The sequence below is a fragment of the Comamonas sp. Z1 genome (assembly GCF_008121555.1).
Classification (GTDB): Bacteria; Pseudomonadota; Gammaproteobacteria; order Burkholderiales; family Burkholderiaceae_C; genus Comamonas; species Comamonas thiooxydans.
On record NZ_VOQT01000002.1, the window covers coordinates 35148 to 54822 of the forward strand.

17 protein-coding genes are annotated in these 19675 nt (G+C 61.3%); 2 read left to right on the top strand and 15 right to left on the bottom strand.

All coding sequences use genetic code 11. The features are described 5' to 3' along the window. Nucleotides 1–15 precede the first annotated feature (15 nt). Nucleotides 16–1014 (bottom strand): tripartite tricarboxylate transporter substrate binding protein, encoded by a 999-nt coding sequence (locus tag FSY45_RS03570; protein ID WP_003071208.1) that lies wholly within the window; start codon nucleotides 1012–1014, stop codon nucleotides 16–18. A 169-nt stretch (nucleotides 1015–1183) separates the two neighbouring features. On the opposite strand from FSY45_RS03570, the gene FSY45_RS03575 reads away from it, so the two are divergent. After that, complete coding sequence (locus FSY45_RS03575) at nucleotides 1184–2074, top strand: LysR family transcriptional regulator (protein ID WP_046461786.1); 891 nt, start codon at nucleotides 1184–1186, stop codon at nucleotides 2072–2074. Nucleotides 2075–2214: 140 nt separating this feature from the next. On the opposite strand, the gene FSY45_RS03580 is transcribed toward FSY45_RS03575, so the two are convergent. From FSY45_RS03580 to arsC, 9 genes are all read right to left on the bottom strand, one after another. After that, nucleotides 2215–2520: an MliC family protein gene (locus FSY45_RS03580; RefSeq protein WP_003071202.1), complete on the bottom strand. Its 306-nt coding sequence runs from the start codon at nucleotides 2518–2520 to the stop codon at nucleotides 2215–2217. Nucleotides 2521–2712: 192 nt separating this feature from the next. Beyond that, the gene (locus tag FSY45_RS03585; protein ID WP_046461824.1) at nucleotides 2713–4182 is read right to left on the bottom strand and encodes a GGDEF domain-containing protein; all 1470 of its coding nucleotides are present in this window, start codon (nucleotides 4180–4182) and stop codon (nucleotides 2713–2715) included. Nucleotides 4183–4302: 120 nt separating this feature from the next. After that, nucleotides 4303–5325 carry a sensor domain-containing diguanylate cyclase gene (locus FSY45_RS03590; protein WP_012839715.1) on the bottom strand — a complete coding sequence of 341 codons (1023 nt, stop codon included), beginning with the start codon at nucleotides 5323–5325 and terminating at the stop codon, nucleotides 4303–4305. 149 nt (nucleotides 5326–5474) lie between these two features. Next, nucleotides 5475–6842, bottom strand: coding sequence for an ATP-binding protein (locus tag FSY45_RS03595; RefSeq protein WP_003071194.1), 1368 nt, complete (start codon nucleotides 6840–6842; stop codon nucleotides 5475–5477). Further along, a complete protein-coding gene (locus FSY45_RS03600; RefSeq protein ID WP_034363552.1) occupies nucleotides 6839–7498 on the bottom strand; it encodes a response regulator transcription factor in 660 nt (219 codons plus the stop codon). Before FSY45_RS03600 ends, FSY45_RS03595 begins: the two co-directional genes overlap by 4 nt. Before the next feature lie 146 nt (nucleotides 7499–7644). Then, nucleotides 7645–8049, bottom strand: coding sequence for a hypothetical protein (locus tag FSY45_RS03605; RefSeq protein WP_012839717.1), 405 nt, complete (start codon nucleotides 8047–8049; stop codon nucleotides 7645–7647). Nucleotides 8050–8134: 85 nt separating this feature from the next. Continuing rightward, nucleotides 8135–9700: an ATP-binding cassette domain-containing protein gene (locus FSY45_RS03610; RefSeq protein WP_046461787.1), complete on the bottom strand. Its 1566-nt coding sequence runs from the start codon at nucleotides 9698–9700 to the stop codon at nucleotides 8135–8137. A 282-nt stretch (nucleotides 9701–9982) separates the two neighbouring features. Then, a complete protein-coding gene (locus tag FSY45_RS03615) occupies nucleotides 9983–11524 on the bottom strand; it encodes a Do family serine endopeptidase (RefSeq protein WP_046461825.1) in 1542 nt (513 codons plus the stop codon). Nucleotides 11525–11695: 171 nt separating this feature from the next. Continuing rightward, nucleotides 11696–12076 (bottom strand): arsenate reductase (glutaredoxin), encoded by a 381-nt coding sequence (gene arsC, locus FSY45_RS03620; protein ID WP_046461788.1) that lies wholly within the window; start codon nucleotides 12074–12076, stop codon nucleotides 11696–11698. Nucleotides 12077–12209: 133 nt separating this feature from the next. On the opposite strand from arsC, the gene FSY45_RS03625 reads away from it, so the two are divergent. Continuing rightward, nucleotides 12210–13220 (top strand): tripartite tricarboxylate transporter substrate binding protein, encoded by a 1011-nt coding sequence (locus tag FSY45_RS03625; RefSeq protein ID WP_046461789.1) that lies wholly within the window; start codon nucleotides 12210–12212, stop codon nucleotides 13218–13220. 18 nt (nucleotides 13221–13238) lie between these two features. On the opposite strand, the gene FSY45_RS03630 is transcribed toward FSY45_RS03625, so the two are convergent. The 5 genes from FSY45_RS03630 to FSY45_RS03650 form a co-directional block, all read right to left on the bottom strand. Further along, nucleotides 13239–14594 (bottom strand): uracil-xanthine permease family protein, encoded by a 1356-nt coding sequence (locus FSY45_RS03630; protein WP_003071182.1) that lies wholly within the window; start codon nucleotides 14592–14594, stop codon nucleotides 13239–13241. Between the two features lie 286 nt (nucleotides 14595–14880). Continuing rightward, entirely contained in the window at nucleotides 14881–16269 is a 1389-nt protein-coding gene (locus tag FSY45_RS03635) for an 8-oxoguanine deaminase (protein ID WP_003071180.1), read from the bottom strand. 103 nt (nucleotides 16270–16372) lie between these two features. Next, entirely contained in the window at nucleotides 16373–17281 is a 909-nt protein-coding gene (locus tag FSY45_RS03640; protein ID WP_034363549.1) for a LysR family transcriptional regulator, read from the bottom strand. Nucleotides 17282–17331: 50 nt separating this feature from the next. Next, a complete protein-coding gene (locus FSY45_RS03645) occupies nucleotides 17332–18093 on the bottom strand; it encodes a 1-acyl-sn-glycerol-3-phosphate acyltransferase (RefSeq protein WP_046461790.1) in 762 nt (253 codons plus the stop codon). Nucleotides 18094–18294: 201 nt separating this feature from the next. Beyond that, nucleotides 18295–19587 carry a dihydroorotase gene (locus FSY45_RS03650; RefSeq protein WP_046461791.1) on the bottom strand — a complete coding sequence of 431 codons (1293 nt, stop codon included), beginning with the start codon at nucleotides 19585–19587 and terminating at the stop codon, nucleotides 18295–18297. Between the last annotated feature and the right edge of the window lie 88 nt (nucleotides 19588–19675).

Here is a 19675-nt window from a genome sequence, read left to right on the forward strand (position 1 = left end):
GAAGCCCGGCTCTGGTTAATTCGCCGTAATCTTTCCGGCAGCGATCACCTGGTCCCAACGCTGCTTTTCCTTGGCCACAAAGCTTTGCGCTTCTGCCAGGGTATTGGCCACGGCACTCATCCCTTGATCCTGCAGCCCCTTGCGGAACTCGGGTGTATTGGCCACCTTGCGGATGTCTTCACTGAGCTTGTGCACCAGGGCCTCAGGCACCTTGGAGGACACGGCAACCGTGGTCCACGATGTGGCCACATAGTCCTTCATTCCTGCCTCACCGGTCGTCGGCACATCCGGCAACGCCGCCAGGCGCTCGTTGCCGGTCACCGCCAACGCCTTGAGCTTGCCGCCCTTGACATGAGCCAGCACTGTCGGAGGGTTCTCGAACATCAGCTGGATCTGGCCGCCAAGCAAATCGTTGAGCGCTGCCGAGCTGCCGCGATAGGGGACATGAACAATGGGAGCGCCTGACTGGAGCTTGTACAGCTCTCCCATCATGTGAACCGACGAGCCCACGCCAGCAGAGCCAAAATTGATGCTGCCTGGATCCTTCTTGGCCAGCGCGGTCAGCTCCTGCAGATTCTTGACCGGCAGATTGGGGGTTGCAACCACGACATGAGGCATCTCCGCCAGCACGGTGACAACGCGCAACTCCTTGGCAGGGTCGTAAGGTAGTTTCTTGTAAACCCCGTAAGCAGCATGCAATCCGATGGATCCCACCATCAGCGTGTAGCCGTCCGCCGGCTGATCGGACACATATTTCCCACCTAGATGGCCGCCTGCACCTGGCTTGTTCTCGACCACCACGGCTTGATTCCACATACGACCGAGTCTGTCGGCAAGCATACGGGCCTGCACGTCCGAGCTGCCACCCGCAGTGAACGGCACGATGATGCGAATTTGACGAGCAGGATTGGGATATGCGGAGCTGCCTTCAGCCCAGGCCGAGCCGACGCTCGCCAACGTTGCGGCAGCCAGCACTCCCAGACACAGAGAGCGACGAGCGCTAATGCAAACCATCTAATGACTCCTTGGATTGATTGATGCGCCCTCAATTCCTGAAAACGCATGCACTTATTCGTATGGAAGTCAGTGTAGAAAGCCTAACCTACTCGGAAAAATTCATTTTTCAAACTCATCTATACGTGGTTGGTATACCCTTCCTCCTCAGCATCAAACCGATTGCGCCATGCCACGCCCTTTGAGTTTTAAAGAAATTGAAGCATTTCGTGCCGTGATGCAAACCGGCACCACGACCGCCGCTGCGCAGCTGCTGCACACCACGCAGCCGTCCATCAGCCGTCTGCTGGCTCAAATGCAGACCAGCGCGGACCTGAAGCTGTTTGATATGCATAAAGGGCGGCTGCGCCCGACTGCAGAGGCACGGGAGCTCTTTTCGACGGTGCAGCAACATTTCGTAGGACTGGACCGCATTGAGCGCGACCTTCAGGGGCTGCGGCAGTTCGGTGCAGGCACTTTGCGCATAGGCTGCACCCCGGCACTGGGACTGTCCATCGTTCCTGCGGCCCTGCACAATTTTCTGCAGCACTACCCGGGTACACACATCAGCCTGCAGACGCTAGGCACCACACATCTTCGGGAAGGACTGCTGCACGGTCAGTTTGACCTGGTCGTCAGCACCATGGCCATTGGCTCCCCTGAGCTCAACGCAAGCGTTCTGCACCAGACCCAGGCCGTCTGCGTCATGCATCCAGGCCATCCGCTGGCACAGCACAGCAGCCTGCATGTCCAGGACTTGGAAAATCAGCTGCTGCTGACCTTGAATTCGGATGACAACATCTACCTGCAACTGCAGCGAACCATGCTTGAGCATGATGTCCGGCCCAGCTCAACGGTGGAAACCACCTACTCCTCGACCATCTGCTGCCTTGCCGCGCAAGGTACGGGCTTGGGCGTGGTGAACCCCTACGTGGCGGCAACATTTGCGTCAAGCCTCTGCATCAAACCGTTCCTGCCCGAGTGCTCAGTAGAGGTAGTGCTGGCACTGCCCAGTCATTCGGCACCTTCGGAACGCACGCAATGCTTCGTCGAGGAGTTGCAAAAACAGCTGGAACCATAACCCTGCGGCAAAGGCCAAGCACTCAAGAAAACTCCAGCGCCAGATGGCTGCGAACGCCAAATGCGTCTCAAGGGTCTGCGCCCGCAACCGAGCACATGCGCATGGATGCGGTGGAATTCCGGCGATAGTCAGAGGGCCTCTTACCGGGCCTTGCATTGAATCGGCACCATGCGGCCGACCTCTACCGTCAGATCCAGTCCTTTTCCTCGGATGGTATTGGGCCCGTTGCTGTAAACAAATCCGGAGCCGCTTGGCTGCTGTGGAAGCTCTATGTCTTGACCGCCACGTATCAAGACTGCTTTGCTGTTGGCAGGCGAGAAACGCACCGAAATGGATTCCCCGTTTGCACAGGTGAATGCAACTTCACGGTCTGCATCTTGAGATGGCGCAGAACTGCAGGCACTGACGGCGATTGCGGCGAACATGGCAAGCCCGATGACTTTCATAGACTTCTCCCGTGATATTTCAAGGCAGGACTCAAGCAGCCATGAAGAACTCTTGTGTCTGGTGGCACTTCCAACACTTGGCAGATCACCTTTGTCTCTCTCGACAGATTGGGATGTCCCAACCCACTGCAGGCTCCCGCCAGCGGGTCAGACCGCAACGCGAAGTGGAACTTGATTGACGCATATCCGAGCTCAGGCTGAGCTCACACGCCTGTCGCGCTCCTTGTCCCGGTAAAGGCGTGCTTTTTCAGCATACATGGCCTTGTCCGCCCCTTGAACAATGCTTTCTATCGGCGTGCCTTCCAGGCCACAGGCATGGCCCATGGAGACCTGGATGCTGTGACCCGGATAGAACTGATTGTTCAACTCCAGCAAGGACAAGATGCGCTCCTGCAATGCCACGGCACCGCGTTCATCGGTTCCCGGCAATAGCACGACAAACTCATCGCCGCCGATGCGGGCGGCGCAGGCCGGCGCATCCACTGCCTTGGAGAGAACTTCGCCCATACGCCTGAGCATGGCATCGCCTGCAGTATGCCCATGCTCGTCGTTGACGACCTTGAGTCCATTCATATCTATGGCCAGCATGGACAAGGGCCAGGGCCCTTTGCGCGACAGCCTGTTGAGCTCTTCGGTATAGAAAGCGCGGTTGCGCAACTGGGTCAACACATCATGCTTGCCCAGGTATTCAAGATAAGCCTCAGCCTTCTTGCGAGCGGTGATATCCACGAGCGACAGCAGAACCAAACCCCACTTTTCCGCATGGCTGCTCATGATGGCGAACTCCATATGAATATGGAGCACATCGCCAGCCAGCCCGTAGTTCACCACTTCCCGCTGCTGCACCAGCTTACCCTCCCAAAGGTCTATCAGTTGCTCGGCAAACGAATCGTACATTTCGCCCCTGAAGACCTTGGACAGATTCTGCAGCAGTTGCTGCTTGCTCTCGGCACCGAACATTTGCAACGTCTGGCGATTGACATCGAGCACCTGGATTTCCTGCATGCAGCGGGTGACGAATTCCGGATGCACTTTCAGAAAAGTCCGGAAATCGGTGATTCCGCGCGCTCTCACATCGTCCATCAGGCGCTTGACCACGCTGAAGTCCTCGACCCACAGTGACACCGGAGAGTACTCAAACAAGTCTCTGGCGTATTGCTCGCTGCGCTGCAGCTTCACCGTGCTCTGCACCTCCGCCGTCACATCCTCCAGGGAGACCAACACCCGGCTCCAGCTTTGCTCGTAGCCCGGCAGCACACGCGCCCTCACCTGCACATCGAGCCGCCGTCCATCCAGGGCATAGTTGACCGAACGGGTCTCGAAACTGAGCACCCCCTCCCAGAGAGCGACCAGTTCGTTCATGATGCTGTCGAGCATGTCGCCGCGAAAGACCTCGCTGAGCCGGTTCTTCAGGGTTTCCTCATCTTCGGCCTTGAACAGGTCCAGCGTGTACTGATTGACTCGCAGCACCTTGTAGGACTGACTGCAAAGCCTGAGCCGCTCCGGATCCTCTTTGAGAAAGCTGAGCAGATCGCTCACCCCCTGCGCCCGCCATTGATCGAAAATCTGTTTCAGGCCACTGTAATCCTCCATCCAGAGCGATACCGGTGCCAGGTTGAACATATCCTCGAAGTCCAGACCTTCTGCGAGCGAATTTTTCACAAACGATACCTCCGCCAACGATTATTACCGAGACTTCAAGCCTGCACTCAGCCCTCTTTTGCAAGAGTCGATCGACTGTCTCGCCGCAATGAAAAAGACTCCCTGCGGAGTCTTTTCAGGTCAGATCACCTCAGGCAGTCTCTGCCTTGCGGCTTTCACCTTGTACATTGCGGCATCGGCTTTCTGCAAAGCATCATCCACATCGGTGTCATCGGGCATCAAGCAGACCATTCCCACGCTGGCTCCTGCGTACTCGATCTCACGACCGTCGGCCAATTGCAAGCTGGCGACAGAGGCTTTGCTCAATCGCAGCTGCATCTCCCTGATCACGGCCTCAGCGTCTTCATCCAGCAAAGGCCCCGCGCCAACCATGACGAATTCATCGCCACCGAAACGAGCCAGCATGTCACTGCTGCGCAGTCCTGATCGCAGTTGTTCGGCCATGGCACGCAGCAATGCATCCCCAGCCTCATGACCGAACTGGTCATTGATCTGCTTGAAGCGGTCAAGATCCACAAAGCCCACCAGCACCCATTCACGGGTGCGACGGCAATGAGCAATGAGTCGGTTGAGTTCCTCGGTCACGCAGCGGCGATTGGGCAATCCAGTCAGGGAATCGAGCATGGCCAACGAAGCCAGCTCCTCGTTGGCATGCTGCAGCGATCTCACCAGTTGCTCGCGCTCGGCAAAGCCTGCAATGATCTTGGCAAACAGGCGCAGCAGATCCTCGGCCTCCGCGGCCAGCGCGACGGAATGGTCGCTGGCTGCACACAGAGTGCCGAACAACGCACCATTGGAAAAACGCACGGGCGTGCTCACATAAGTCTGGATACCCAGCTGACGCGCTGCATCCGAGTCGCCCCAGCACTCGCCAACATTGTCAGTAAAGGTACGCCCTTCGTCGAGCGACCGCTTGCACAAGGTGTCGTGCCAGGGCACCTCCAGCCCTTCGGGGATCTTCATTCCTCCCGTATTGAGGGAGTACAGGACATTCTGAATACCGCGTGCCTCATCCACGGTGGTGAGATAGGCCGACTCCAGATCAGTCACTTCCACCATGATTTCCAGAAGAGGTCGCGTGAAGCTGGGCAGATTCTGAGATGCGGAGACAGTCTGGGAAAGGCGTTGAATAATTGATGGCATGGTGCAATTTGGGGGTACGGCCGCACGACGAGTGCGGCAGCTCAGGCAAAGCCTAGGCATCATCACTTTCATTCGGCTGAGACTATCGTTCAATCATGCAATGAAAGCCAGATCCCAACGCCTGTATTTTCAAGCAATCGATTGTCAGACTAGGACTGAGGCCACAGGACCCTGACACGCAGACCGCCCAGTTGCGGCGACTCGTCAAGCCACAGCTGGGCGCCGCTGCTTTGCGCAATGCTTTGCGCAATGGCCAGCCCCAGGCCACTGCCGCCGGCCATGCCACCAGCCCCCTGACCGCGAACAAAGCGCTGCAGGACGCGTTGGCGCTCGGCCGGTGCAATGCCTGGACCCGAATCTTCCACCACCAGTGCATGTCCGTGCTCGTCCTGCAACCAGCCCACATCAACCCGCCCCCCGGCGGGCACGTATTTGATGGCGTTGTCCAGCAGATTGCGCAGCAGCACCGCCAGTGCCTCTGCGTCTGCGGCCACGCTGAATGCGGACTGCTGCTGCGGGTCTTCACTAAGACCCATGTCCAACCCCTTGGCCTGGGCAGCCGGCGCGGCATCAGCCAGAGCCTGCTCGACCAGCACGCGCAAGTCAGCCAGCGGTGCATCTTCAGTCTGCGGCCTGGCTTCCTGCCTGGCCAATGCAAGCAACTGCTCCACCAGGCGCCTGGCGCGCTCGATTCCTTGCGCCAGACGGGCCTGCGCCGACTCGCGCTCGGAGCTGTCCGTTGCTTTGCGCAGCAGCTGCAATTGCAGCTGCAACGCGGCCAGCGGCGAGCGCAGCTCATGCGCAGCATCTGCCACGAAATTCTGCTGTGCCTCAAAAGCCTGCCGTACGCGCTGCAGCAGGCTGTTGAGCTCCTCTACCAGCGGGCGCATCTCATCCGGCAGATCATGCTCCGCCACGGGTGCCAGATCCTGAGGCTGACGCAAGGCCAACTCCCTGCGCACCCGCTGCACGGGAGTCAGTGAAAGGCGAATCACCCACCACACGGCCAGCGCCAGCAGCGGCAACAGCAGCACCACAGGCAACAAGCTGCGCCAGGCGGCTTCACGCGCGAGGATCTGACGCACGCGCATGTCCTGTGCAATCTGAATCACCTGAGATCGTGTCTGCAGTGAAAACACACGATAGGTCGTGCCACGCGCAGGCACATCGGCAAAGCCCAGCACTGCCATCTGGGGCAAGGCATCCCCCAGAGCCGACTCGAAAATTCTCAGTCCCTCATTGGTCCAGACCTGGACGATGAACTCGTTGTTTTCATCTTCGGGAGGCGTTCCCTGCGGTCTGCCTTTGGCATCGACCGGCAGACCCGCCCGCAGTGCAAACGCCGTCTGCTGCATCTGGTAGTCGAACAGCGTATCGGTCTGCGCCAGTGCATTGCGATAGGCAAACACCCCTTGCAGCACGGCCACCAGCAAAATCGCCATGCCGATGAAAAGCAACAGACGCCCGCCCAGCGAGCCGGGCAGCTTCAACCGCTGCAATGCTTGGTTTTCGCTCATGGCCTGGGCACCATATAGCCAAGACCGCGCACATTGAGTACTGCGGCAGCGCCGAGCTTTTTACGCAACCCGTGGATATAGACCTCCACCGCATTGCTGCTGACCTCATCGCCCCAGCCATAGAGTTTGTCTTCGATTTGCTGACGTGACAGCGTGGCCCCCGGCCTTGCCAGCAACGCCTGCAGCACTGCCCATTCACGACCAGACAGAGTGACCGGCTGGCCATTCACGCTGGCCTCGCGAGTATTGGGGTTCAGCATGACGCCGCCATGTTCGTACACCGCATCCAGATGCCCTGCCGCACGCCGCGTTAGCGCGCGAATGCGGGCCAGCAGCTCATCCATGTCATAGGGTTTGATGACATAGTCATCGGCCCCTGCGTCCAGCCCCGCAATGCGGTCATGCACGGCATCCCTGGCGGTCGCCACCAGCACCGGCGTGGCATCCTTGCGCGCACGCAACTGGCGCAGCACCTGCAAGCCATCAAGCTTGGGCAAGCCCAAGTCGAGCAGCACCAGATCGTACTGGTGGCCATGCAAGGCTGTATCGGCCTGGGCGCCATCCTGAACCCAGTCCACCACATAGCCTTCACCGCGCAGCAGCGCCAGCACGGCCTGGCCGATCATGGTGTCATCTTCAACGAGCAGTAAACGCATGGAGCAAGGATAGCGCCGCTACAGCGGGAATGCCCAGCACCAGAAACAAAGGATGCATCGCACGCAGACTGCATGCCCGCAAGGCGGCAAGCGAGGCAGCTCCACCCCAAGCGGGCAAGCCGCCACCTCACATGAAGGGCCGCCGGTTACACCGCAGCTTCGATGCCCGGCATCGCCATACGTGCCTTGGTCAATGCCATGCCCAGGTTGGCGGTACGGCGGCAGACAAAGACTGCCACATAGTCGGGCACTGCCTTGCTACGCAGAAAGACGTGAATCAGGTTGTCACTGTTGACGATGATTTCCTGAAAATAGTGGTGACCATCATCGCTGAGGCCGCGCGAACGCTTGAACATGGTCTCGATCATGGAGACATTGGGGCCGTTGAACAGGTCGGCCGTAGCAGCCGCCACCAGATCAATCACCTCACGCGGATGGGAATCCACGGTACGGATCGACAGCAACATGCCCGAAGCAGCATCCACATAACCAGCGGCCAAGCACTCGGGGACCGAAGCCACGGCCTGCGTCAACACGGTATCCAAACTCATTACGCTCTCACTTTCCTATTGCTAATCTTTCGCGTCATGGCCGTTTGCAGTCCGCAGCGCCCATGCTTTGGTGGTCTTGAAAACATCACGCCATCTTTTGCAGCAATGCGTTTTCGAATTCATAAAGAAGCGCTTCCTGTGCCTCGGATTGCACATACTGAGCGTCAATCAATCGCACACGGCGCAGCGCTTCTTCGGCAGTCAGGCCCTCGCGTACCAGCCAGGCGGCAAGCACGGTTCCGGTACGGCCCAATCCTGCAAGGCAGTGCACGGCAAGCACCTCTCCACGGCGCAGGGCGACCGACATGCGTGCCAGCAGCATCTGCATCTGTGCCACTGTCGGTGGCTCGTGGTCATAGACCGGCAGGTGAAAGTTCTTGAGCCCATTGCGGGCCAAGGCATCCTGCGGGAAGTCCTTTTCCGTCAGCGTGATCAGCATGGTGATACCGCAACGATTCAGGGCCTTGAGGTCGGCGTCCATGTCATGGACCACACCCGGCCAGGGCGTACCTGCCAGCCTTCCTGGCACCAGCCAGGAAAATCCGTTCGGGCCGCGGCTGGCTGGCATGGCATTTTCAGCAGCCAGCAGTGGCTGCATTTCCATCAGCACAGCCGCATTCACGATGCGAGGCTGGTAGCGGGTTGCAGAGGACAGACCAGATGCCGCAACCGCTGCCGCTTGCGACAGTGCAGGTGCAGGTGCAGGTGCAGAGACCGACGTTGGCACAGGCAGCACGGGTTCCAATTTAAAGGGAGCAACGGCCTCACTCACTGCTGCCGAAGATGCCGGCAGGTCGGAAAATTCGGCAATGGCCGCCAAGGCTGCGACAGGCAAGGGAGGTGGCGGCAATACATCGTCGGCCAGCTCATTCAAAGGGGTACCCGGCATGGGGACAGCGCAGCTGCCGGTACGCAGGAATTGCTGACCGGCAGCACTGAGCGGCCGCAGAGTGAACACCGCCATTGCTGCAGCTTCCTGAATATGACCACCTGCGAGCAACAGCATCTGCTGGGCAGCAGCCTGGGCATGCTGCTGATGGTGCGTGACGAGCAGCACACTACTGTGCTGCCCTATCTGCTTGATCAAGTCCAGCAGCAAAAACGCCTCATAGCCTTCCAGATCAGCCGTGGGCTCATCCACCATCAACACCGCAGGCCGGGCCCAGGCCTCGCGCAGAATGGCTACAGCGCGTTGCTGCACCGCACTCAACAGCATGGTGGACTTGTCCAGTACCTGGGCCAGCTCGGCAAAACCATAGTGCTGCAGCTGTTCAGTCACCCACGTGCGCCACTGCAGTGGCCCACGTGACTCGCTCTGGCGCGCCTTCTCGATCAGAGCATCCAGGGTGTTGGCGCGCATGAGCCGGGCATGCTGCTGTACCAGGCGCGGCAAGGCCTGCACGCCATCGGCGCTCAAAGGCATACGCAATGGATGAGCGCAATAGACCACCTGCCCCCAGCTGCGAAAACGCGGATTGACCGCGTTCAGTCCGGCCAGCGTGCGCAGCAGCGTGGATTTTCCTGTACCCGCAGGACCCAGCAATGCAGTTACGCCTGATTGCGGAAGTGTGAAATCCACTTCGGCCAAAACCACGCGTGGACCATATGAAGCGCCCAGGCCTTGCACCTGCAGACTGTGTTGCTGATCCAAAAAATCCTCCCCTCGCAGCGCCTGCTCCGAGGGCCGTCACGATGTATTTGCGGTCACGCCGAATCGCCACCGCACGGCGTCAAAAAGACGAATGAATGCGTTGGCCCGGCAGTCTATGGCATTACATCTCTAGAAACTCGTTACCTCTTGAAACAAGACAACATCATGTGGAAATCCACCAAATATTCATTTATTCAGATATTTTTTGTTTTTAATCAATAAAAACAGAGAAGAAAAACCGCACCCCTAAGGATGCGGTCTTTCATACGGCAAGGGATCAACTCAACCCAGGCGCACCGGCACAAAGATTTTGTTGCCATCGCGCCAGATCAGCACGGCCACGGTCTTGTCCGCTTTGGCGACTGCGGCCCGCACCTCATCGATATTTCCGGCAGGCGCGCCATTGATGGACAGCAGCACGTCTCCCTGGCTGATACCTGCTGCTGCTGCCGGACCGCTGGCCTGAGCCACCAGCAGGCCGGAGTCCACACCAATCTGCTTTTTTTCCTCAGGCTGCAGGGGGCGCAAAGCCAGCCCCAGCTTTCCCTTGTCAGCGTCCGGAGAGGACTTAGCCACCTTCGCAGCCTTGTCACTGGCATCGCCAAGGGTCGCACTCAGAGTCTTGGATTCACCCTTGCGCCAGACTTCCAGCGTTACCTTCTGCCCCGGCAAGGCCTGGCCGATAAAGGCCGGCAGATCGCCCGAACCAACAACGGGTTTGCCATCCACCTTGCGCACCACATCGCCTGGTTCCAGTCCGGCCTTGGCAGCAGGGCCATTCTTTTCGACACTGGCCACCAATGCACCTTCGGGCCTATCCAGCTTGAAGGAATCGGCAAAGGCCTGATTGACCTCCTGCACACTCACACCCAGCTTGGCATGCTGGGCCTTGCCCGTTGCCTGAATCTGCTGTTGCACACGAGTTGCCAGTTCGATGGGAATCGCAAACGACACCCCTTGATACCCGCCCGAGCGGGTATAGATCTGGCTGTTGATGCCCACGACCTCGCCCTGGGCGTTGAATAGCGGGCCACCGGAGTTACCGGGGTTGATCGCCACATCCGTCTGCAGGAAGGGAACAAAGGAATCATCGGGCAGAGAACGTCCCTTGGCGCTCACCACGCCAGCCGTCACGCTGCTCTCAAAACCGAAGGGCGAGCCGATCGCCAGCACCCAGTCGCCCACACGCAGCTGGCTGGTCTGGCCCAGCTTGACCGTGGGCAGGCCGCTGGCGTCAATCTTGAGTACCGCCACATCGGTCTTGGGGTCGGCTCCCAGCACCTTGGCCCTGAACTCGCGGCGGTCGTTGAGCTTGACCGTCACTTCCTTGGCGCCATGCACCACATGGGCATTGGTCAGAATTACGCCGTCGCTGGAGACGATAAAACCCGAGCCCTGGCCGCGCATGGGTGTATCGGGCTGCTGCGCACGTGGCCCCATGCCCTGCCCGCCCGGCATTCCAGGAAAGCCGAACTGGCGAAAGAATTCAAAGAAGGGGTCATCGGGGCTGATGCCCGGGCCCTGTTGCTGACGTTCGCTGGCCTGGTCGCCTTCATCGTCGCTCATGGCACGAGAGGAACCCACCACGCTGATATTGACCACGGCCGGGCCGTTGCGCGCCGTGATATCCGCAAAATTGGGAGCATTCACCACAGGCAGGTTAAGCGCTGCGGGCTGCGCAGCCGCTGCAGATTGCGTCACCTGCGCCTGGGCAGCGCTGCGGGTTCCAACCAGGCCGGCGCCGGTGGCGCCCAGTGCGCCAATCGCACCTGCAGCCACCAGAGCCATTACCAGTCGGCGGGGTGTGGACAGAATTGTGTTCATGGTCATCCTTTCAAAAAAGCACCGGATCGGTGTCGTTGAAGGGAAGTTTGAACGTCCACACTTAGGCGAGACTTAGGCGCTTGCGGTATTCACCAATGCGCCTGAACCAGAAGCTGCTTGCATCGGCAGCTCAAGGAGTTCAGGCCATTTTCAATCTGCAACCCACCTCGTTCAGATCAGCTCCAGCACCAGCTCCGGCGGGCGACAAAGCTTGGCCCCCTTGGGAGTGACCACAATGGGTCGATTGAGCAGCACCGGATGCGCAGCCACGGCCTGAATCAGCTGGACATCACTGACCGCTGCGTTGTCCAGACCCAGTTCCTTGAACTGAGCTTCCTTGGTACGCAGCAAGTCACGCACCGAAACGCCCAGGTGTGCCACCAGCTCTGCCAACTCTGGCGCCGTCAGCGGCGTGGCGATGTAATCGACGATATTGGGCTCGATACCATGCTCGCGCAGCAGCGCCAGCGCGCCGCGCGAATTGCTGCAGCGGCTGTTGTGAAAAATGGTGATGTCAGGGCGATTCACGGGGGTGTCTGTACTTGTAGTCATGACTGCAGTGTAGCGAGCCTGTACCTGTCCAAGGCTTGGCAGGCAGTCACTGCATAGCAGCTATGCCGGCTGCGCCAGAGCCAGGCAGAGCGCCATCTCATAGACTGTCTGCAAAACATCATGAGGAGACAATATGCCCGCTTTCACCGCACGTGAACCCTTCACTCTGAACCGTCGCAAATGGAGCCAATGGGCTGCGGCCACCACCTTGGGCAGTCTGACCGGTACGGCTCTGGCACAGGACTCGAAGTACCCCAGCAAGGCCATACGCATGGTCATTCCGTTCACGCCCGGCGGCTCCGCCGACATTCTGGGTCGCGCCATAGGTCATGAGCTGACGACCGCCTGGGGCCAGAGCGTGGTGCCGGAAAACGTCGCCGGCGCAGGCGGCAGCATTGGCGCGGACCGCGTGGCAAAGGCCAGTGCCGATGGCTACACACTGCTCATGGGTCATGTCGGCACGCTGGCCGTTACACCAACGCTCTACCCCAAGCTGCCTTACGACCCTATCAAGAGCTTTACGCCTCTGGCCTGGGTGGCGCGTGTGCCCAACGTGCTGGTCGTGCATCCATCGCTGCCGGTCAATGATCTGGCATCGTTCATCAGCTACGCCAAGGCCAACCCGGGCGCAGTGAATTTCAGCTCGGGGGGCAACGGCAGTGCCGCGCATATGACCATGGCCTATCTGAGCCTGCAAGCCGGGCTGAAGATGCAGCATGTGCCCTACAAGGGCACGGCACCGGCCGTCAATGACCTGGTGGCAGGTCAGGTTCAGGCCTTGTTCACCGGCATCCCTGCCGTGCTGGCCCAAATTCGCTCCGGCCAGATCAAGGCCATTGCCGTTTCATCACCTCAGCGCATCCCTGCACTACCCAATGTGCCTACCGTGGCCGAAGCAGGCTTGCCCGGCTTTGAGGCCGACCAATGGTATGGCGTGGTCGGTCCTGCCAATATGCCCGCCGACGTGGTCGCCAGGATCAATCAGCAGATCAATGCCTCGCTCCGAAGCCCCGCCATCCTCGAGCGTCTGCAAAGCGAAGGCGCCCAGCCCATGCCCAGCACGCCCAAGGTCTTTGCCGACCTCATCGTCAAGGACCTCGCGCGCTGGCGCAAGGTCATCATCGACAGCAAGATGACGCTTTAAGCGCCCAGGGCCTGCGCTTCAGGCTGCGGCGGAACTGGTTGCAACCGGGGCTGCCGTTGCGGACTCCAGCTCTTCCTCGTGGGCATCGAACTCACGCCCCGGCAGCAGCAGATTCAGGCCCACGGCCACCAGCGCCCCCACGGTAATACCCGAGCCGAACACCTCGCGCACAAAGGCAGGCATCTTGGAGAGCAGATCGGGGCGCACCGTCACGGCCAGACCGCAGCCCAGCGAGACTGCAATGATCAGGCCGCTGCGACGCGTCTGCTCTGCGCCGCTGAGCATGCGGATGCCCGCCAGGATGATCATGGCAAACATCATCAGGCCCGCACCGCCGAGCACTGGCTGGGGAATCGTCACGACCAGCGCTCCCAGCACCGGAAACAGACCGGCCAGCAACAGCATCACGCCGGTCAGCATCACCACATGGCGGCTGGCCACGCCGGTGAGCGAAACCACGCCCACGTTCTGCGCGAAAGTGGAGACAGGAGGACTCGACATCAAGGCGGCAAAGGCCGAACCCACGCCGTCGCAGAGCATGCCGCTGGACAGGCGCTTGCCACGGATCGGCGTCTGTGTTGCCGCCCCCAGGGCCATGAAAGTACCCGTGGTCTCGACAATGGTCACGAGAAAGGCGATGGACATGGCAACGATGCCCGATACCGGAAAGCTCATGCCGAAATGCAGCGGCTGGGGAATCGCGAAGATCGGCGCCTCACGCACCTGGGTGAAATCGATCAAGCCCAGGGCCAGGCACAGCAGATAGCCGCAGGCAATGCCCAGAACCACGGCCGATGCCGAGATCACGCCCTTGCCCCATTGCACAAAGCCAATCACCAGCGCCAGCACAAAGCCCGCAATCGCCAGATTGCCCACGGCGCCATAGCTGCCGCTGCCCACACCGCCTGCGGCCCAGTCCACGGCGACGGGCGTGAGCGACAGCCCGATCATGGTCACAACCACGCTGGTCACGGTATGCGGAAAGAAGCGACGGATCACAGGCATGAAGAAGCTGCCGACGATCATCACCAGCGAGCCCACGAGCGAAGAGCCCAGGATGCCGGGCACACCATGCTCCAGTCCCACGCTGATGCCCGCGCCGACAAAGGCAAAGCTGGTACCCATCACGCAGGGCAGGCGTATGCCGACAGGTCCCACGCCACGGCACTGGATGATGGTGACGATGCCCGAGCCCAGCAGCGCCGCATTGACCAGGGCCACGATCTGGTCGGCCGGCAGCTTGAGCGCGCCACCGAACACCAGCGGCACGGCGATGATGCCGCCCAGAGCGGCGAGCAGATGCTGCAGCGAAAGCAGCGTGGTGGTGATGAGGCTGGGCGGACGGTCTTCCACCCCGTAAAGCAGCTTTTCCATGGTCTTGTCTCCTGTTTTTTAGGTATGCAATCGCCGGGGAATAGGCTTCCCCGCGAAGGCCACAAGACTAAGCACGCAACCGGGAGCTCTCATATGCCGTTGCCGATACAGCCCATGCGCGGCGCCGTATAGCGTGTCCAGCATCGAGAAAGAATTTCTGGCACTCCAAGTCACCTGACACCAGTCCCGAGCCCACTTTTCTTCCAGTGCCACAAAGGCTTGGAATCTCTCTCACACCGATGTCCGGCCATCGCAATGGACCCACGATGGCCGTCACCGAAAAGTCTCAATGCCCTGCGGCAGCTCGCTCGAACAGGCTGCGCGCAAGATGGCGGTGCTGGCCCAGAACCACGGGCAGGTCGGCGGTCAGCAGACGCCCGTCCTCGACCACCACACGCCCGTTGATGACGCTGCTGGACACATTGGCCGGCGTACAGAACACCAGCGCTGCCACGGGGTCGTGGCCGGCACCCGCATAGCCGACGTCTTCCATGTCGAAGGCCACGAAGTCGGCAGACATGCCGGGAGCCAGTGCGCCGATGTCATCGCGGTTGAGTACGCGCGCACCGCCCAGCGTGGCGATCTCCAGCGCCTCTCGGGCACTCATGGCCGCCGGGCCGTAGCCCACGCGCTGCAGCAGCATGGCCTGGCGCGCCTCGCCCAGCATGTGGGCACCGTCGTTCGATGCGCTGCCGTCCACCCCCAGGGCCACGGACACGCCGGCATCGCGCATGCTGCGGATGGGTGCGATGCCCGATGCCAGGCGCATGTTGGAGCATGGACAGTGCGCCACACCGGTGCCGGTGCGCGCAAACAGCGCAATGCCTTCGGGATCGAGCTTGACGCAATGCGCATGCCAGACGTCGCGCCCCACCCAGCCCAGGTCCTCGGCGTATTGCGCCGGGGTCAGGCCGAACTTCTCGCGCGAGAAGGCCACGTCGTTGTCGTTCTCGGCCAGATGGGTGTGCAGCGAGACACCGTGCGCACGCGCAAGCACCGCCGATTCGCGCATCAGATCACGCGTCACCGAGAACGGCGAACATGGGGCCAGAACCACGCGCAGCATGGAGTGGCGCGAGCCGTCGTGGTATTGCTGGATCAGGCGCAGGCTGTCGCGCAAGATGGCCTCTTCCTCCTCCACCACCACATCGGGTGGCAGGCCGCCCTTGCTGCGGCCCAGGCTCATGGAGCCGCGCGCGGCGTGAAAGCGCATGCCCATCTGCTGCGCAGCCGCAATGGAATCGTCCAGGCGCGAGCCATTGGGAAACAGGTACAGATGGTCGCTGGTCGTGGTGCAGCCCGACAGCATGAGCTCGGCCATGGCGGTCTGGGTCGAGACATGGATCATCTCGGGTGTCAGATGCGACCACAGCATGTAGAGGTTCTGCAGCCACGAGAACAGCTCGGCATCCTGGGCGGCCGGCACGGCACGCGTCAGGCTCTGGTACATGTGATGGTGGGTGTTGACCAGGCCCGGCGTCACGACCTTGCCGCGCATGTCCAGCACGCGCGCCTGGCCCTCGTCGGCCATGCGGCGGTATTGCGCCGGCAGCTCGGCCGTTGCACCCACCCACAGCAGGGCCGGGCCGTCCGCCACCAGCGCACCGTCCTTGATCTCGCGGCGTTGCGCATCCATGGTGACCAGTACGTCGGCATTCAGGGCAATCAGGGTCATGGGTTTCTTCCTCTCTAAACAAGAAGCGCAAGTCTAGAGAGGCACCCAAGCGCGCGATAGCGCTGAATTCAGCCAAGCATGTCCACAAAATGTGGACGGTGAATCAGTGTTTTCTGGCGTAGAGCCGCGCCAGCGCGGATTCGATGCTTGCCGCCATGAGCTCGGCAGCCGCGCTCAGCTCCGCGCCCTTGCGCACGAACAGCATCAGGGTCTGGCGCTGCAGATGCGCATCGCGCAGAGGCACGAAGCTCAGCGAACCGCGATCCAGCTCCTCCAGTACATCCAGAGCGTTGAGCAAGGCAATGCCCTCGCCCAGCATGACCAGGCGCTGTATCAAGGCCATGGAGGTGGACTCGGCCACCGGCGTCACCTCGATGGCACTGCGCGCGAAGGCTTCGTTGAGCAGACTGCGTATGGTCAGGGCCGGTGCCGGCAGAATCAGCGGATGACCCACGCATTCGCTGAGCAGCAGCGACGAATGCTGGGCCAGCGGGTGCTTGACCGGCAGGACGGCTCCGATCTGCCATTCGCTGGCCGCCAGCATGCGCAAACCGGGTCTGGGCGTGAGATCGTAGGCAAGGCCCAGGTCCACCTCTCCGGCCTCCACGGCAGACACAATGGCCTGCGTGGGCAAGTCGATGACACGAACGACCATCCCCGGGTGGCTGCTGCGAAAGTCATGCACCAGCGATGGCAGCAAGGAGCCCGCCAGGCCCGACGTCGCCGCCACAGTGATCTCGCCACGCCGCATGCCCTTGAGGTCGGCAATGCGCTCGCGCAGCGCTGCATGTTCGCGCAAGGTGCTTCGCACATGGGTCAGCACCATCTCACCCAGAGGCGTCAGACGCAGGCGGTTGTGGATGCGGTCGAACAGCGGCGCTCCCAGCTCGGCCTCCAGATCGAGAATCTGCCGGTTCACGGCCGTGGGAGCCACATGCAGGTGCTCGGCCGCCTTGCGGATGGAGCCGCGGCGAACCACTTCATCGAGATAGCGCAAAACTCTGGCGTGCATGCGCGCAGCCTACAGGGTTTGACTGGGCGCGCAAAGCGCCGGCACAGCGCCTAGTTCTGGCGCAGCCTGTCCACCTCGGTGTGCAAGTCCTTGGCCCAGGCGCGGCGGTCACGCCCTTGTGCGCTCTGCGCCTCGCCATAGTGCACCACGGCAATCAGCTGCTCCGAACAAAGCACGCGCCAGATGGAGCCCAGCAAGGTCTCATCCCCGACATAGGTTGCGGCATAGCTGGTGCTGCCTGTCTTGCCATCGACAAAGCGCAGCCCCACGGGCTGTACCGGCGCATCGCATTGCACGGCGGCTTCGAGCAGATTGGAGTGAAACGAGAGCAGGCTGCGTCCATCGCCCGTCGTCCCTTCAGGAAAGACTGCAAGGATTTCGCCGCGCTTGAAGGCCTCTTCCATGGCGCCCACCATGCGCACTGCATCGCGGCGCGAGCTGCGCTGGATGTAGAGCGTGCCCGCTGCCGTCGCCAGCGTGCCGATGATGGGCCAGCCCTTGACGTCGGATTTGGAGATGAAGCGGCAATGGCGCGCCGCGTGCAGCAGCGGAATATCGAGCCAGGAGATATGGTTGCTGACCATCAGCACCGGTCCTTTGGCTGGCGGCAGGCCCTTGACCTGCAGTCGCACCCCGGCCCGCAGCAGCAGCGTTGCGGCCCAGGCCTGCACATGCTCGTGCTGCTGCAGGTAGTGCAGCTGCGGAAAGCGAAACGCCACGATCCAGGCGCCCTTGGCCACATGGGCCAGCAGACGCAGTCCGCGCCATACCGCACGCGAGCCGGTTTTGATTTTGTGCAAGCCGTTTGCCATGATTCTCAAACAGTGTAGCGGCTCGTTGTGACTCAGTTGCTGCAACATGAAACCGGCAAGCGCCTAAGACTGGCGCAATGCAAAGTCAGAGGCACCTAGGAAGCGCCGCCGCGCACCGAGGGTGTCGTCCCCCTCCCGATGCAACGCACCGAGAGAGGGGGAAGCGGCGGGGCCGCCTAGGCAAAGCCGCTCAGGGGGAGCCTATCGTTGATAGGCGACAGCGCCGTCAACGATAGTCGTTACCACGCGCGCAGGCAGCTCATAGCCGTTGAATGGCGTGCTCTTGCCCTGGCTTTGCAGCGCCTTGGGATCGACCGTCCACTCCGCCTCGGGGTCGACGATGCACAGATCTGCCACGCCGCCCACCTTGAGCTGCCCCAGCAGGGACTGCTGCTCGCCCAGGGCGCTCCCCAGCACGGCCACGGGAGCCGAAGTCACGACAGCCAGTGCGCGGTTCAGCGGCACCTTGTAGTCGCGGCTCCACTTCACGGCAATGGACAGCAGCAGCTCCACGCCGGTCGCACCGGGTTCGGCTTCGGCAAAGGGCAGCACCTTGGCATCTTCGTCCACCGGGCAGTGATCGGAAACCAGCGCATCGATGGTGCCGTCCGCGAGTGCAGCAGACAGCGCATCGCGGTCGCGCTGCTGACGCAGCACGGGCACCACACGGGCACAGCTGTCGAAGTAGCCGATGTCGTTCTCGGTCAGCAGCAGCGAGTTGATGGACACGTCGGCGGTCACGTTCAGGCCTTCGGCCTTGGCTCGGCGCACCAGCTCCACGCCGGCGGCGCTGGAGATGCGGCACAGGTGAACCCGGGTCTGCGAGCCACGGATCAGCTCGAAGATGGTGTGCAGCGCAATCGTCTCTGCCGCCACGGACACCCCGGCCAGACCCATGCGGGTGGCCAGCGCGCCGCTGGCGGCCACGCCCCTGCCCAGATCCTTGTCCTGCGGGCGCAGCCACACGGCATAGCCAAAGGTGTTGGCATAGCTCAGCGCACGGCTCAGCGTGGTGATGCTGGACAGCGGCACATCCGCCTGGCCGAAGGCCACGCAACCGGACTCGGTCAGCTCGGCCATCTCGGTCAGCGTTTCACCCTTGAGTCCCACGGTCAGCGCGCCCATGGGGAACAGACGCGACTTGTGCTGCTTCTCGGCACGGAACTTGAGCATTTCCACCAGACCCTGCTCGTCGAGCACGGGTTCGGTATCGGGCGGGCAGACCAGGCTGGTCACGCCACCGGCCACGGCAGCCGCCATCTCGGACTGCAACATGCCTTCATGCTCGTGACCGGGCTCGCGCAGGCGCACGGCCAGGTCCACCAGACCGGGCAGCACCCACTGGCCGGAGGCGTCGATTTCACGCTCGGCCACAAAACCTTCGGGCACCGTGCCAATGGCGGCGATCACGCTGCCATCGATGGCGATATCGGCCTGCTGGTCGAAACCTCGTGCCGGGTCCATCACCCGGCCATTGCGAATCAGAATCTTCATGGTTTGGCACCAAATTGGCTTCCAGCCCTTGCCACACAAGCGCTAGCAGCTATAAAAACATCTCTAAAAATCGTCACCACCAGCAACT